At 70.2% G+C, this 14308-nt stretch carries 16 protein-coding genes; 5 read left to right on the plus strand and 11 right to left on the minus strand.

What is annotated here, in order from left to right:
- Nucleotides 1-189 precede the first annotated feature (189 nt).
- The 6 genes from CTB96_RS19470 to kynA form a co-directional block, all read right to left on the minus strand.
- Nucleotides 190-660 carry a DUF3817 domain-containing protein gene (locus CTB96_RS19470; RefSeq protein WP_110128596.1) on the minus strand — a complete coding sequence of 157 codons (471 nt, stop codon included), beginning with the start codon at nt 658-660 and terminating at the stop codon, nt 190-192.
- Nucleotides 661-846: 186 nt separating this feature from the next.
- Nucleotides 847-1545, minus strand: a complete 699-nt coding sequence (purQ, locus tag CTB96_RS19475; RefSeq protein WP_110128597.1) for a phosphoribosylformylglycinamidine synthase subunit PurQ — start codon at nt 1543-1545, stop codon at nt 847-849.
- Nucleotides 1545-1811, minus strand: coding sequence for a phosphoribosylformylglycinamidine synthase subunit PurS (gene purS / locus CTB96_RS19480; protein WP_110128598.1), 267 nt, complete (start codon nt 1809-1811; stop codon nt 1545-1547). Before purS ends, purQ begins: the two co-directional genes overlap by 1 nt.
- A 40-nt stretch (nt 1812-1851) precedes the next feature.
- Nucleotides 1852-3180 carry a kynureninase gene (locus CTB96_RS19485; protein WP_110128599.1) on the minus strand — a complete coding sequence of 443 codons (1329 nt, stop codon included), beginning with the start codon at nt 3178-3180 and terminating at the stop codon, nt 1852-1854.
- Between the two features lie 2 nt (nt 3181-3182).
- Nucleotides 3183-4154 carry an amidohydrolase family protein gene (locus CTB96_RS19490; protein ID WP_181397364.1) on the minus strand — a complete coding sequence of 324 codons (972 nt, stop codon included), beginning with the start codon at nt 4152-4154 and terminating at the stop codon, nt 3183-3185.
- Nucleotides 4151-5005: a tryptophan 2,3-dioxygenase gene (gene kynA, locus CTB96_RS19495; RefSeq protein ID WP_110128600.1), complete on the minus strand. Its 855-nt coding sequence runs from the start codon at nt 5003-5005 to the stop codon at nt 4151-4153. The genes CTB96_RS19490 and kynA overlap by 4 nt, the downstream gene beginning before the upstream one ends.
- Before the next feature lie 198 nt (nt 5006-5203).
- Between kynA and CTB96_RS19500 the strand changes: the two genes are divergently transcribed.
- Nucleotides 5204-5905 carry a TetR/AcrR family transcriptional regulator gene (locus CTB96_RS19500; protein ID WP_110128601.1) on the plus strand — a complete coding sequence of 234 codons (702 nt, stop codon included), beginning with the start codon at nt 5204-5206 and terminating at the stop codon, nt 5903-5905.
- 21 nt (nt 5906-5926) lie between these two features.
- Here the strand turns inward: CTB96_RS19500 and CTB96_RS19505 are convergent, their stop codons facing one another.
- The 4 genes from CTB96_RS19505 to CTB96_RS19520 form a co-directional block, all read right to left on the minus strand.
- Nucleotides 5927-6778: an alpha/beta hydrolase gene (locus tag CTB96_RS19505; RefSeq protein ID WP_110128602.1), complete on the minus strand. Its 852-nt coding sequence runs from the start codon at nt 6776-6778 to the stop codon at nt 5927-5929.
- A gap of 96 nt (nt 6779-6874) precedes the next feature.
- On the minus strand, nt 6875-7774 hold the full coding sequence (locus CTB96_RS19510) for a phosphoribosylaminoimidazolesuccinocarboxamide synthase (RefSeq protein ID WP_110128603.1): 900 nt from the start codon (nt 7772-7774) through the stop codon (nt 6875-6877).
- Nucleotides 7774-9042 carry a phosphoribosylamine--glycine ligase gene (gene purD, locus CTB96_RS19515; RefSeq protein WP_110128604.1) on the minus strand — a complete coding sequence of 423 codons (1269 nt, stop codon included), beginning with the start codon at nt 9040-9042 and terminating at the stop codon, nt 7774-7776. The genes CTB96_RS19510 and purD overlap by 1 nt, the downstream gene beginning before the upstream one ends.
- Before the next feature lie 76 nt (nt 9043-9118).
- The gene (locus CTB96_RS19520; protein WP_146215868.1) at nt 9119-9367 is read right to left on the minus strand and encodes a hypothetical protein; all 249 of its coding nucleotides are present in this window, start codon (nt 9365-9367) and stop codon (nt 9119-9121) included.
- 146 nt (nt 9368-9513) lie between these two features.
- Between CTB96_RS19520 and CTB96_RS19525 the strand changes: the two genes are divergently transcribed.
- Entirely contained in the window at nt 9514-9891 is a 378-nt protein-coding gene (locus tag CTB96_RS19525; RefSeq protein ID WP_110128606.1) for a sterol carrier family protein, read from the plus strand.
- A 111-nt stretch (nt 9892-10002) separates the two neighbouring features.
- On the opposite strand, the gene CTB96_RS19530 is transcribed toward CTB96_RS19525, so the two are convergent.
- Nucleotides 10003-10947 carry a ribokinase gene (locus tag CTB96_RS19530; protein WP_219993321.1) on the minus strand — a complete coding sequence of 315 codons (945 nt, stop codon included), beginning with the start codon at nt 10945-10947 and terminating at the stop codon, nt 10003-10005.
- Between the two features lie 140 nt (nt 10948-11087).
- Between CTB96_RS19530 and CTB96_RS19535 the strand changes: the two genes are divergently transcribed.
- The 3 genes from CTB96_RS19535 to purM are packed head-to-tail and all read left to right on the plus strand — an operon-like array spanning nt 11088 to nt 14248.
- Nucleotides 11088-11537 (plus strand): hypothetical protein, encoded by a 450-nt coding sequence (locus CTB96_RS19535; RefSeq protein ID WP_110128609.1) that lies wholly within the window; start codon nt 11088-11090, stop codon nt 11535-11537.
- 18 nt (nt 11538-11555) lie between these two features.
- Complete coding sequence (purF, locus tag CTB96_RS19540) at nt 11556-13148, plus strand: amidophosphoribosyltransferase (RefSeq protein ID WP_110128611.1); 1593 nt, start codon at nt 11556-11558, stop codon at nt 13146-13148.
- Nucleotides 13145-14248, plus strand: a complete 1104-nt coding sequence (gene purM, locus CTB96_RS19545; protein ID WP_110128613.1) for a phosphoribosylformylglycinamidine cyclo-ligase — start codon at nt 13145-13147, stop codon at nt 14246-14248. Before purF ends, purM begins: the two co-directional genes overlap by 4 nt.
- Nucleotides 14249-14308 lie beyond the last annotated feature (60 nt).

Genomic DNA, 14308 nt, shown 5'->3' on the forward strand with positions numbered 1-14308 from the left:
CGCGCGCGAGGCCCGCGCGCTCGGGCCGCGCGGGTCAGGCGCCGCTGCGCGCATGGCGCGCCACCCGCGAATCGGCGTGCGCCCCGCGCTCGCCGAGCAGCGCAGGCACGGCGCTGCCATGGCTGGCCCATTTCGGCGGGTTGCCGACCGCCCCGCACGAGCGAGAATGGGCCAGTCACGAAAGGTGGCTTAGGCGCCGCCGCCGGGCGGGCCCATCACGAGCAGCGTCGTGAAGACGGCGGCCAGGCCCACCACGAGCACGGATGCCAGCAGCGCCGGTCGTGCCAGACCGAAGCGCAGCAGCCGGCTCACCACGGTGTGGTCGCGGGGGTCGTCCGTGGCCGTGCGGCGCCAGCCGCCGTCCAGCAGGTCGCGGCGCTCGAGCCAGCGGTCGAACGGGATCGTGGCGTAGGGCACCACGGCGGTGGCCACAGCGAGCAACATCAGCCGGGGCCGCCAGTGCTGGTTCACACCCACGAGCACCGCTGTGATGCCGTAGGCCAGGAACACGAGCCCGTGCACAAAGCCGGCCACCCGCACGGCCCCGTCGCCGAAGTCGCCGGGGGCGAACACGTACTTGAGCAGCATCGCGGTGATCAGGAGGGTCCAGGTGATCGCTTCGGCGATGGACAGGATGCGGTAGAGCAGGCGGGGTGACACGGGGGAACAACTCCTGGGCGTGGTCGGCGGGCAGGTCAGACTCCAGCCTGTCAGCCCCGCCTGAGCGGAACATCCGTCAAAGGATGGAACCCGCGGCCACCATCGCCGAGTTGCCCTTTAACGGACGAATTGCCCCGGCGCACCGGGGCAATTCGTCCGCAACAGGGCAACTCGGCCCCAGAACACCTACGCGTTGACCAGCGACCGCTCGATCACCGAGGTGAAGAAGGCGAGGCCGTCGATGCCGCTGCGCATCGCGGCAGCGGTGTCGGGGCCGAAGCCGGGCTCGACGGCGTGCTCGGGGTGCGGCATCAGGCCCACGACGTTGCCGCGGGCGTTGGTGACGCCGGCGATGTCGTTGAGCGAGCCGTTGGGGTTCACGTCGAGGTAGCGGGCGATCACGCGGCCCTCGCCCTCGAGGCGGGCCAGGGTCTCTGCCGAGGCAATGAAGCCGCCCTCACCGTTCTTCAGCGGGATGGTGATCTCCTGCTTGTCGGTGAAACCGTTCGTCCAGTCGGTGGAGCTGTTCTCGATGCGCAAGCGCTGGTCGCGGCAGATGAACGCGCCGGCCTCGTTGCGAATCAGCCCGCCCTCGAGCAGGTGCGCCTCGGTGAGCATCTGGAAGCCGTTGCAGATGCCGAGCACGGGCATCCCCTTGTTCGCGGCGTCGATGACCTCGGCCATGATCGGCGACAGGCTCGCGATGGCCCCGCAGCGCAGGTAGTCGCCGTAGCTGAACCCGCCGGGCAGAACGAGGGCGTCCACGCCGTGCAGGTCGTGCTCGCCGTGCCACAGGGCCACCGGCGTCGCGCCGGCCAGGCGGATGGCGCGCTGGGCGTCGCGGTCGTCGAGCGAGCCCGGGAAGGTGACGACGCCGATGCGCATCAGCGGGTTTCTCCGGCGGCCTCGAGCACGAAGATGCCGGTGACGTCCTCGATCACGGAGTTGGACAGCACGGTGTCGGCCAGTTCCTGCACCTCGGCGAGCAGCGCGGCATCCGCGGGGCCCTCAACGGTGAGTTCGAACCGCTTGCCGACGCGCACGCCGGTGAAGTCGGTCTTGCCCAGGCGGCGGAGGGCGCCGGCGACGGCCTTGCCCTGGGGATCGAGCAGTTCTGCCTTGGGCATAACTTCTACGACGATGGTTGGCATGGCTCACTCCGTAAGACGTCGGGGGCGGATGCTGACGATTCTACAGGCCCCCAGCCGGGGCCAGACCGGCCTGGCCGAGCAGGATGCCGCGCAGCACGTCGCGCACGGCCGCGACACCCTGGTAGGTCTCCACGAAGCTGGTGCAGAGCGGCGACAACCCGATCCGCAGGCCCTCGGGCGCGCGGAAGTCCGGGATCACGTCGTGCTCCCAGAGAATCTGCGTGACCTGCCGCATGGCGGGATGGTTCACCGTGATGTGGCCGCCGCGGTGGGTGTGCTCGCGGGGAGACGCCACCGTGACGCCGAGCGGAACCAGCCAGGCATCCACCAGCTCGAGCGCGAACTCGGTCAGCGCCACCGACTTGGCGCGCACCTGATCGATGCCCATCTCGCCGATCATCTGGATGGTGTCTTGCATCGCGAGCATGCCCACGATCGCCGGGGTGCCGCTGAGAAAGCGGCGGATGCCCGGGGCAGGCACATAACCCGGGCCCATCGCGAACACGTCGGCCGCGCCCATCCAGCCCTGGATCGGCTGCGCCAGGTCAGGCTGCAATTCGGCACGCACGTAGCCGAACGCGGGGGCGCCCGGGCCGCCGTTGAGGTACTTGTAGCTGCAGCCCACGGCCAGGTCGACGCCGTCGAGGTCGAGGTTCACCGGCACCGATCCCACGGAGTGGCAGAGGTCCCAGAGCACCAGGGCGCCGGCGTCATGCACCGCGGCGGTGATCGCGGGAACGTCGGCGAGGAAGCCGGAGCGGTAGGCGACGTGGCTGAGCACCACGAGCGCGGTCTGCGGGCCCACCACGGCCCGCACCTGGTCGACGGTGACCCCGGCGGTGGTGCTCGATTCGATCCAGCGCAGGGTGAGCCCGCGTTCGGCGGCGATGCCGGCGAGAACGTACCGGTCGGTGGGGAAGTTGTCGGTGTCGAGCACGATCTCGGTGCGGGCCGGCAGCGAGTCGACGGCGGCACGGGCGAGCTTGTACAGGGTGACGGTGGTGGAGTCACCGATGTACACCTGGCCGGGCGCGGCGCCGAGCGCGGCATTGCCGAGGGCGTCGCCGATGGTCAGCGGCAGTTGCATCCACTCGTCGTCCCAGCCGCGGATCAGCCGGGTGCCCCAGGCGCCGGTGAGGAACTCGGCGATGCGTTCGACGCTGGCGATGGTGGGGCGGCCGAGCGAGTTGCCGTCGAGGTAGACCACCGAGGGCGCGTCGGTGGCATCGGTGCCGGCGGTGCTGTTCTCGAGGCCTACGAACCGGCGGCGGTAGTGGCCGAGACCGTCGATGCGGTCCATCCGACGGGCGAAGGCCAGGTGCGCATCGAGGCCGGTGCCCTCGGGCGCGGTGGTGTCGTGCTGGGTCATGATCAGAGGTCCTCGAGGTCGGGTCGGGGGAGCGCGTGGGCGGGCAGTGCGTGGGCGGGCAGTGCGTGAGCAGGCAGTGAGCGAGCACCGAGCAGCCAGTCGGTGAAACCGGTCAGGTCGGTGGGGTCGGTGGGGCGCTCGCCGGGTATCACGGTAACCCGTTCCGAGCTCACAGCGCGGGTCAGGGGGAGGGCTGCGGCCGCCGGATACCCGGGAAAGTCGGCCGTGAGCGCGGCCAGCACATCGTCGGACGAGAGCCCGCAGTCCAGCAGCGCCTCGATCTCCCTGCGGTTGAGCCCCACCGGCAGCGGCCCATTGCCGAGGTCGGTGCCGTAGAGCACCCGGCCGCCGGCGGCGTGGAAGCGCCGCAGATTGTCGCTGGCCACGGCGAACGCGGCGGTCGGCCGGCCCCAGCCGTGGATGTCCAGGGTGCTGATCCAGGCGAGCCGTCCGGCCATGGCCGCGAGCAGGTCATCTGGGAGGCGTTCGCTGAACGGGGTGTGCGCGAGCAGGTCCACCCCGGCCGCGAACGCGGCGGCGGCCTGGCCGGCGCCCTCGGTGTGGGCGGAGACGGGCCGCATCCGTTCGTGTGCTGCCACCACGATCGCGGCGAGAGTGTCGGCGTCGAGCACCGGCCCGGCGACAGCGTTGAGTGTCACCTTGATCACGGATGCGCCGGCCGCGGCCTGCCGGGCGACGGCGTCGGGTGCGTCCTCGGGGGCGGCCACCGGGCAGGAGCTGCCGGGGGGAGCCCACACCTGCCGGCTGGGGTAACCATCGGGGGCGCCGAGGAACTGGGCGGCGTATCGTGCCTCCGGAAACGACTCCAACGAGGAGCCGGCCGGCGGGGCCGCTGCGGACGGCACCCACCCGCCCAGGTCGAGCACCCGGCCGATGCCGCCGGCCGCGAGCGCCGCCGGGTCGATCAGCGCCAGGTGCACGTGGGCGTCGAGGAACGCGGGCAGCACCGTCACCGACCCACCTCGGTGCGCACCGCGAACAGCTCGGGGAAGAACGTGAGCTCCAGTGCCTTCTGCAGAAACCCGGCCCCGCTCGAGCCACCGGTGCCCGGCTTCATGCCGATGATCCGCTGCACCGTCTTGAGGTGCCGGAACCGCCAGAGCTGAAAGTTGTCCTCCAGGTCGACGAGCTCCTCGCAGGCCTCGTAGACGTTCCAGTTCTCGGTCTCGTTCTCGTATATTCCACGGAAGGTATGCACGAGTTCGGGCTGCAGCACCCAAGCCTCTGTGACGTCGCGGTCGAGCACCGCCGTCGGAATCTCGAAGCCCTGCCGGTGCAGGTAGCGCAGGAACTCGTCGTAGATGCTCGGCGCCTCGTACACCTCGCGCAACAGCGCCAGCGCCTCGGGGTCGCTTGCGAAGACCTCGAGCATGCGCGGATGCTTGTTGCCGAGCACGAACTCCACCGCCCGGTACTGGTACGACTGGAAGCCGGAAGAGCTGCCGAGGAAGTCCCGGAACTGGGCGTATTCGGTGGGGGTGAGAGTCGCGAGCACCGACCACTGTTCGGTGAGGGTGCGCTGGATGTGCTTGACCCTGGGGATGCCCTTCAGGGCCGGCGGCAGCCGGTCCTGGCGGAGGTGCTCGGCCGCAGCACGCAGTTCGTGGAGCACCAGCTTCAGCCACAGCTCTGTGGTCTGGTGCTGAATGATGAAGAGCAGTTCGTCGTGGTGCTCCGGCGCGCTGACCGGATTCTGCGCCGAGAGCAGGGTGTCCAGGTCGAGGTACCCGCCGTAGCTCATCCGTTCGCGAAAATCGGTGACGATCTCTGGTTCAAGATCGCGGGTGTTGTTCTGCACGGGCACGGCGTCCTCTCTGCCGGGCCCACGCGGGCCCGGAACTGCTTCCTGAATTGTGCGGGGTGCGCCGGGCGGGCGCAACAGCATCCGCGGCCGGCGACACGCCCAGCGGCCCGGCCGGCGCCGACTTGGCGCGCCCGCGCCCACAGCGCTGGGGAGGGGTCCCTCCGCGGCCTCGGAGCAGAGGGTTCTAGAATCAAGCCCATGACTACCTCTGCCCGGCCCCCGCAGGACGCGTCCCAACCGCGGCGCCGCGACGCCCGGCAGAACCGCGACCGCCTGATCGACGAGGCCCGCAGCCTCATCGCCGAACACGGCGTCGACGCGTCGCTGGAGGAGATCGCCCGCCGCGCCGACGTGGGCGTCGCGACGCTGTATCGCAACTTCCCCACCCGCGACGACCTGGTGCGCGCCCTCTACGACATCGCCCTGGCGGAGCTTTTCGCGGTGCGGGCCGAGATCGAGGCGGCTCCCACAGCGTGGGCGGGGGTGGTGCTCTACACCGAACGCCTCGCCGAGTGGCTGGTGGCCGACCCGTCGCTGCCGCCAATCCTCAAGCGGATGGCCACGATCGACCCCACCGCCCGGCCCTCGGTGGAATTCGAGAGCTTCATCGCCTCCCTCGTCGCCCAGGCGAAGAAAGACGGCGACCTGCGTCCGGATGTCGACTCCATGGACCTGGCCGTACTGGTCACCATGATCGGTTCCCTGGGCACCCTCGGCGGCGGCTACACCGGCCAGTGGCGCCGGCAGCTCTCCCTCGTGCTCGACGGCCTGCGCTTGCCCGAGAAGCCCCGGCCCAAGCTGCCCGGCCGCCCCTTGAGCGTCAAGGAGTTCCAGGCCACCGTGCATGGGCTCACCCGGCGGTCCAAGCGCGCCGCCCGCGGCTCCCGCTCCGCCACCTGACCCGTCGCTTCAGAAATCGCGCTACCCGGGCTGAACGCGCCGCGCCCACTCGACGATCAGGCGCAGGCCGGCCGCGAAGCCCGGGTCGTTCGGCCGGTTGAGAAAAGCATGGTCAGTGTCGGGAATCACGTGATAATCGACGCCTACCCCGGCTGCCGCGAGTTCTTCGGCGAACCGCCCGCCGGATGCCCGCATCGAGTCGTGGTCGGCATCCAGCAGCAGGGTGCGCGGGAACCCGGTGAGCTCGTGGCCGCCGGGAAAAGCGTGCGGGTCTGCCAGTGCGGCCCGCGACCCGGCGTAGTAGAGGTTCACCAGATTGAGCAGTGGCGGGATGTGGGTGAACCGGCGACGGCCACGCAGCCGGGACAGCAGCTCTGGCGTGCGCACCGGCAGGGCGGCGTGGAAGATGCCGTAGGCCAGGAAGACGCCACGCGGTGCCGGCGCCCCGTCCGCCGCGAGACGCAGCGTGGCCGCCGCGGCCAGGCACGCCCCGGCGCTGGCTCCACCGAGAATGACGCCCGCGGGAAATTCCTCCGAGACCCGAGTCAGCACAGCCACGACATCGTCGACCGGCACCGGATAGCGCACCCGCGATCGTCCCGCCGTGTTCGACTCGGGTGACGGTCGCCGGCGTTTGAGAAACGTCGCCAGGCGATAGTCCACGGTGATCACCGCGAAGCCGGCGTCGGCCAGAGCGAGGGCCACGTCGTGGGTTTCCGGCAGATCGAGCCCGCCCTTGACGAAGGCGCCGCCGTGCAGCCAGACAACGGGTACGGCGCTGGCGGGGTGGGCCGGGTAGTAGCGGCGCACGGGGATCGGACCGTGTGGACCGGCGATCGTGTCGTTGGTTGTGGCGACGGCTACCCCTGGCATCAGGCCAGACTAGGCGACGATCGCCGAGTTGCCCGTCTATGGACGAGTTGCCCCGGTGCACGAGGGCAACTCGTCCCCAACGGGGCAAGTCGCGGGCTACGCGGCGGTCAGCAGCCCGAGCAGCTCTCGGTAGCGGGCCGCGGTCTGCTCCACGATCTCCGCGGGCAGCTCGGGCGGGGTGCCGGTCTGGTCCCAGTGCGCCGACAGCCAGTCGCGCACGATCTGCTTGTCGAAGCTCGCCATGCGCTCCCGCGGGGTGGTGCCTGCCTGCCAGCTTGCGGCATCCCAGTACCGGCTGGAGTCGCTGGTGAGCACCTCGTCGGCCAGGGTGAGCAGGCCGGTCGTGCGGTCGGCGCCGAATTCGAACTTGGTGTCGGCCAGAATCACGCCCCGGGCTTCGGCGATGGCGGATGCCCGGCGGAAGATCTCCAGTGACGCATCGCGCAGGGCGGCGGCCGCCTCGGCGCCCACCAGCTCCACGGTGCGCTCGAAGGAGATGTTCTCGTCGTGCTCGCCCATCGGGGCTTTCCAGGCGGGGGTGTAGATCGGTTCGGGCAGGCGGTCACCATTCGACAGGCCGGCCGGCAGCGGGATGCCGCAGACGGTCTGGCTGGCCTCGTACTCGAGCCAGCCGGAGCCGGTGAGGTAGCCGCGCACCACGCACTCGATCGGGTACATGTCCAGGGTCTTGCAGAGCATCGCCCGGCCGGCCACCGCGGCGGGGATCAGGCTCTTCGTGTCGATGCCGTGGTCGGGCACGAGGTGGTTGGGCACACCGTCGAGCTGGTCGAACCACCACAGGCTCAGGGTGGTGAGCAGTTCGCCCTTGCCGGGGATGCCCGGTTCGAGCACGTGGTCGAACGCGCTGACCCGGTCGCTGGCCACAACGAGCACGCGGTCGGCGTCGGCCAGGCCGGCGGAGCCGAGCGGCACGTACAGGTCGCGCACCTTGCCCGAGTACTCGTGCCGCCAGCCGTCCAACTGCAACGCGGCCATCAGTTCGCGACCTTCGCGGCGATGTCGCTGCGGTGCTGCGAGCCCGCCAGGCCGATCAGGTCGATCGCCTCGTAGGCCCGGGTGCGCGCCTGGGTGAAGTCGGTGCCAACGGCCACGACACTGAGCACCCGGCCGCCGGTGGCGACGAGGTCGGTGCCGGCCAGGGCGGTGGCGGCGTGGGCGACGGTCACGCCGGTCACGGCGGAGGCTTCGGCCAGCCCGGTGATCGGGCGCCCCGTGACGGGGGTCTCCGGGTAGTTCTCGCTCGCGATCACCACGGTGACGGCGGCGTCGGCAGAGAACTCCGGGCGGGGCAGCCCGGCGAGTTCACCGGTGGATGCGGCCAGCAACAGGTCCGACAGCGGGGTGATGAGGCGCGGCAGCACCACCTGCGTCTCGGGGTCGCCGAACCGGGCGTTGAATTCGATCACGCGGATGCCGGCATCCGTGAGAATCAGCCCGCAGTAGAGCAGCCCGATGAACGGGGTGTCCTCGTCGGCGAGCTGCCGCACGGTGGGCAGGGCGATGGTCTCGATGACCTCGTCGACGAACGCGGTCTCGCTGCCGAAGCCGGCGTCGAGCCAGGGCAGGGGGGAGTAAGCACCCATGCCGCCGGTGTTGGGGCCTTCGTCGTTGTCGGCGAGGCGCTTGTAGTCCTGGGCGGGCGAGAGCGGCAGCACGTTGTGGCCGTCGCTGAGGAGGAAGAGGGAGACCTCCTGGCCGTCGAGGAATTCCTCGATGAGCACGGCGCCGTGCTGCAACCAGCGCACCGCGTGGGCGAGGGCGTCGTCGCGGTCGGTGGTGACGAGCACGCCCTTGCCGGCGGCCAGGCCGTCGGCCTTGACCACGTAGGGGGCGCCGTATTCGTCGAGCGCGCCCTGCGCCTCGGCGAGGTTGCCGGCGCGCACGGCCCGGCCGGTGGGTACCCCGGCCTCGTCCATGATGCGCTTGGCGAAGGTCTTGCTGCCCTCGAGGGCGGCGGCGGCCTGGCCGGGGCCGAAGACCGGGATGCCGCGGGTGCGCAGCGCGTCGGCGACGCCGGCCACGAGCGGGGCCTCCGGGCCCACCACGACCAGGTCGATGTTGTGGTCCTGGGCGAAGTTGGTCACGACGTCGGAGTCGGTGGGGTCGAGGTCGACCACCGGCACATCCGCAGCGATACCGGCATTGCCGGGTGCGGCGATCACGTGGGGTCGCGGCTCCTCACGCAGGAGGGCCGTGACGATGGCGTGCTCGCGGGCACCGGAACCGAGGACCAATATTCTCACCGGAACAGGCTACCCGGCCCGTCGGCCCCCGCGCACCCACGGCGTCACACACGTACGCAGGCGGCGGTCGCTTGCGTCAGCGGCCGTCGCTGTCGGGATTGCCGTACATCGCCGTCTGGTGGCGATGGTCGATCCAGGCACCCAGAAGGGTGGCAAACCAGAGCAACCCGGAACCGGCCACGAAGGGGCTCAGAAAAGCGACGGCGGAGGAGCCGTCGGCCAGCATCAGGCCGGTGATCCCGGCGGCGCAGACACCGAGAGCGGTGAGGATCCAACTACCGCGCACAGGCGAGACAGTTAACGGGTACGACGACAGATCCTTCATGGCGACACCGTTTCCGATGAATCGGGCCCGAACGATGGATGTTGCGCTGAAGCTATGGCGATCTGCCCGCCGGTACAAGGCCGGCGCCTTCCGTGCCGACGCCGTGGTCGTCGCGCGTGGTGCGGCACAGGCGGCAGACTGGAGGCATGGCACGCGCGAGGATCGATGACGGGTTGGGCAGAACCGCCGTGAAGGCCTACCTGGCCGATGAGCCGGGCGCCTCCCGCGACACCAAGGCGCTCGCCGTGCGGTACACCCTGCAGTTGTTGGCCGAGCAGGCCGAGGGCAACACCGTCGAGGTGCGCGTTCCCCCGTTCGGTGCCGTGCAGTGCATCGCCGGCCCCCGGCACACCCGCGGTACCCCGCCGAACGTGGTCGAAACGGATGTCGCCACCTGGCTGCACCTGGCCACGGGCACCCTGGCCTGGGCAGACGGCATTGGCTCGGGCCGCATCCACGCCTCCGGTCAGCGCGCCGACCTCACCGCCGAGCTCCCCCTCTTCCGCGAGCCCCTCTTCCGCTAGCCCCACTCGCCCCTCTGGCCGCACAACTGTTCCCCGAGCGGACAATTGCGCCCAGTGCGCCGGGCGCAGAAGTCCGAAGCGGCAACAGTTGTGGCGGCGGAGCGCCTCCGATCAGGCCAGGACCGCGGCGACCTCGGCCAGGTGCGGCATCGAGCTGGTGGCGCCCGGCCGGGTGACCGAGATCGACGACGCCACGGTGGCCCAGCGCACGGCGTCGATCATCCGCTCTTCCGACACGCTCTCGCGCACCGGAGTGCCCAGGTCGAACGAGGCCAGCCGGGCCACGAGTGCACCCACGAAAGTGTCGCCGGCGGCGGTGGTGTCCACCGCCGTCACCGGACGGGCCGGAGCGAGGCCCAGCACGGCACCGTCGAACGCCACGATGCAGCCCTCGGCGCCGAGGGTCACGATCGCCCAGGTGCGGCCGGCGCTGAGCAGCTCGGCGGCGCGCACCGGGTCGGTCTCGCCGGTGAGCTCCAACGCTTCGAGGCGGTTGGGCACCACCAGGTCCACCGAGGCCAGGAAGCCCTTAGGCAGCGGCATCACCGGGGCCGGGGTGAGCACGGTGAAGACGCCGGCGGCCCGAGCCACCTCGATACCGGCCTCGAGCGCCGCAACGGGCAGCTCGCACTGCATCACCAGGAACGCGGCGTCGCGAATGATCCGCTCCTGCACCGGCGAGAGTGAGGTCACCGTGGCGTTGGCGCCGGAGACCACCACGATCGAGTTCTCGCCGGAGTCCACCACAGAGATGTGCGCGGTGCCGGTCGGGGCATCCGCCGTCGCGAGGCCGTCGACTCCCATCTCGTTGTCGTGCAGCAGCTCACGCAGGTGGGCGCCGTAGGCGTCGTCGCCGACCGCCCCCATGAAGTCCACGGCACCGCCCTGGCGGGCCGCCGCCACGCCCTGGTTGAGGCCCTTACCGCCGGGCACGGTGCTGAAACCGCTGCCGAACATGGTCTCGCCCGGCTCGGGCAGCCGTGGCGCTCGCACCACGAGGTCCATGTTGGCACTGCCGAGCACGGCGATCCGGGGGGCCCGATTGAAGTTCTTCACCCGACCAGTCTGGCGGATGCCGCGCCGAATGCGTCGGCCATCGGCCATTGTGTGCCGGGGCCGTGCTGCCCGGCTGGGCAGGCGCCCGCGGCTGGTTCGGGGCCGGGCGGTATCTGGTTTTACCGTGCGACAATAGTCAGGTGAGCTCCGCAGATCAGCACGGCGACGCCGAGACGCGGCCATCCGGCAGCGTTGGGCCGTTCGCGGCGTCGGCGAACGAACCGGCTCCCGTTCCCGTTGAACCCACAGAGGTTGTCGTCGCCGAGACCACTCTCGTGGTGCGCCGCTCGCCGAAGTACATCAACTTCATGATCGTGGGCGCCGTTGCCGGCGCCCTCCTCGCCATCGTGCTCACCCTGGTCTTTCCCGCGAACCCCGAGTTCAGCCAGGCGCAGGTCCTCGGATTCCTGCTCCTCGGCGGGGTCACCGTCGGGGTGGCCGTGAGTTGCCTGGTCGCGATCATCCTTGATCGATTCGTTGGTCGCTCGGTAACGACAGTTGTCGCCGATAGACTTGACACGAACTCAACACGCGCCTTCGAGGCTCCGGATCCTGGATCCGACCCCCAACCTTCCAACTTGAATTCTTAGCAAATAAGGGGCTGCGGCTTGGCCGGTGGCGACGGACGTCTGAATCATGATCTTCTTCCTGGCGAGAAGGGTCCACAGGATGCCTGTGGAGTCTTCGGTGTCTGGGCTCCGGGCGAGGAAGTAGCCAAGCTCAGCTACTTCGGGCTCTACGCCCTGCAACACCGCGGCCAGGAATCGGCGGGAATCGCCACCAGCGATGGCTCGAAGATCCTCATCTACAAGGACATGGGCCTGGTCTCCCAGGTCTTCAACGAGGCATCGTTGAGCACCCTGCTCGGCCACATCGCGGTCGGGCACACCCGCTACTCCACGACCGGGTCGTCGAGCTGGCAGAACGCTCAGCCCACCCTCGGTCGCACCGCGGCCGGCACCGTCGCCCTCGGTCACAACGGCAACCTCACCAACACCGCCGAGTTGCTCGAACTGGTGCGGGAGCGCTACCCCAAGGTCGACGGCGAACTCGCCCGCGGCAACACCACCGACACCGCGGTGATCACCGCTCTGCTCACCGGTGACCTCGACCACACCCTCGAAGCCACCGCCATGGAGGTGCTCCCGCGCCTGCGCGGCGCCTTCTGCCTGGTTTTCATGGACGAGACCACCCTCTACGCCGCCCGCGACCCGCAGGGTGTGCGCCCGCTGGTGCTCGGCCGCCTCGAGCGCGGCTGGGTCGTCGCCTCCGAAACCGCCGCCCTCGACATCGTCGGCGCGAGCTTCGTGCGCGAGGTCGAACCCGGTGAGCTGATCACCATCGACGAGAACGGCCTGCGCACCCAGCGTTTCGCCGAAGTGAAGCGCGCCGGCTGCGTTTTCGAATACGTCTATCTCGCCCGGCCCGACACCACCATCGCCGGCCGCGGCGTGCATGAGGCCCGCGTCGAGATGGGCCGTCAGCTCGCTGCCGAGTACCCCGTCGAAGCGGACCTCGTCATCCCCACCCCGGAATCGGGCACCCCAGCGGCGATCGGCTACGCGCAGGCGTCCGGCATCCCGTTCGGCCAGGGCCTGGTCAAGAACACGTACGTGGGCCGCACCTTCATCCAGCCCTCGCAGACCATCCGCCAGCGCGGCATCAAGCTCAAGCTCAACCCGCTCAAAGAGGTCATCAAGGGCAAGCGCCTGATCGTGGTCGACGACTCGATCGTGCGTGGCAACACCCAGCGCGCCCTGGTGAGCATGCTGCGCGAGGCCGGAGCGGCCGAGGTGCACGTGCGCATTTCCAGCCCGCCCATCACCTGGCCCTGCTTCTACGGCATCGACTTCGCCTCCCGCGCCGAACTGATCGCCACCGGCATCAGCGTCGACGAGGTGCGCCGGTCGATCGGCGCGGACTCGCTCGGTTACCTCTCGGAGGACGGCATGATCGCCTCCACCGAGCAGCCGCGGGAGAGCCTGTGCACGGCCTGCTTCACCGGGGTCTACCCGATCAAGCTGCCGGAGACCCAGCACCTGGGCAAGAACCTCCTCGAGCGCGACTTCTCCACCTCCGATGGCTGCGACCCCGGTCCAGACGCGGAGTTCGAGAGCGTGCTCACCCCTGAGCCGGAGCGGGCGACCACCCTTGCCGCGCACGGTCAGGTTCCGTTCGGCGATCCCGGAAGACCAGAATGAGCAACGCAACCTACGCCGCCGCCGGAGTCGATACCCACGCGGGTGACCTCGCGGTATCGCTGATGAAGTCGGCCGTCTCGGCCACTCACGGCCCAGAGGTACTCGGCGGCTTCGGCGGTTTCGCCGGACTCTACGACGTGTCCTTCCTCACCGGCTACAAGCGCCCGCTGCTGGCCACGTCCACGGATGGCGTCGGCACCAAGGTCGCGATCGCCCAGGCGCTCGACAAGCACGACACCATCGGGCAGGACCTCGTGGGCATGGTCGTTGACGACATCATCGTCGTCGGCGCGCGCCCGCTGTTCATGACCGACTACATCGCCTGCGGCAAGGTCGTCCCCGAGCGCATCGCCTCCATCGTGGAGGGCATCGCCAAGGCCTGCGCTGCCACCGGCACCGCCCTCGTCGGCGGTGAGACCGCCGAGCACCCCGGGCTGCTCGGCCCGGATGACTACGACGTTGCCGGAGCCGCCACCGGTGTCGTCGAGGCCGATCAGGTTCTGGGCGCCGAACGGGTCCAGTCCGGCGATGTCGTCATCGCCATGGCCTCCTCCGGTCTGCACTCCAACGGCTTCTCGCTCGTGCGCCACATCCTCGCCCAGCAGGGCGTCGGGTACACCGATACCTCGGCCGACCTCGGCGGCGTGATCGGCGAGGCCCTGCTCGAACCCACCAAGCTCTACACCGGCCCGCTGCTCAGCGTGCTCGCCGACCCCGAACTGGCCGGTGTGGTGCACTCGCTCAGCCACGTCACCGGCGGCGGCATCGCCGCCAACCTGGCCCGGGTGCTGCCCATCGGCAGCTGGGTGGAGGTCGACCGGTCCACCTGGTCGCCGGCCCCGATCTTCCGGGTGCTCAGCGACATGGCCGGCACCACGCTCGAAAGCGCTGAGGGCACCTGGAACCTCGGCGTCGGCATGTTCGCCGTCGTCGCGGCGAACTCCGCGTCCTCCGTCATCGCCCGCCTGAAGAACGAGGGCGTGCCGTCCTGGGTCGCCGGCCGGGTCTCGATGGCCCCGCACGACGTCACCGGCTTCGAGCAGGGCGCCAAGGGCGTCAACGGCGGCGCCGTGCGCTTGGTCGGCGCCTACGCGTCCTGACGCCTGCCCCGGCGCATCCGCGTCGCCGCGCGCCATGACTGGCCCACTCGTGTTGTTGCG

Origin of the sequence: Cryobacterium arcticum (assembly GCF_003185895.1) — a bacterium.
GTDB lineage: Bacteria > Actinomycetota > Actinomycetes > Actinomycetales > Microbacteriaceae > Cryobacterium > Cryobacterium arcticum.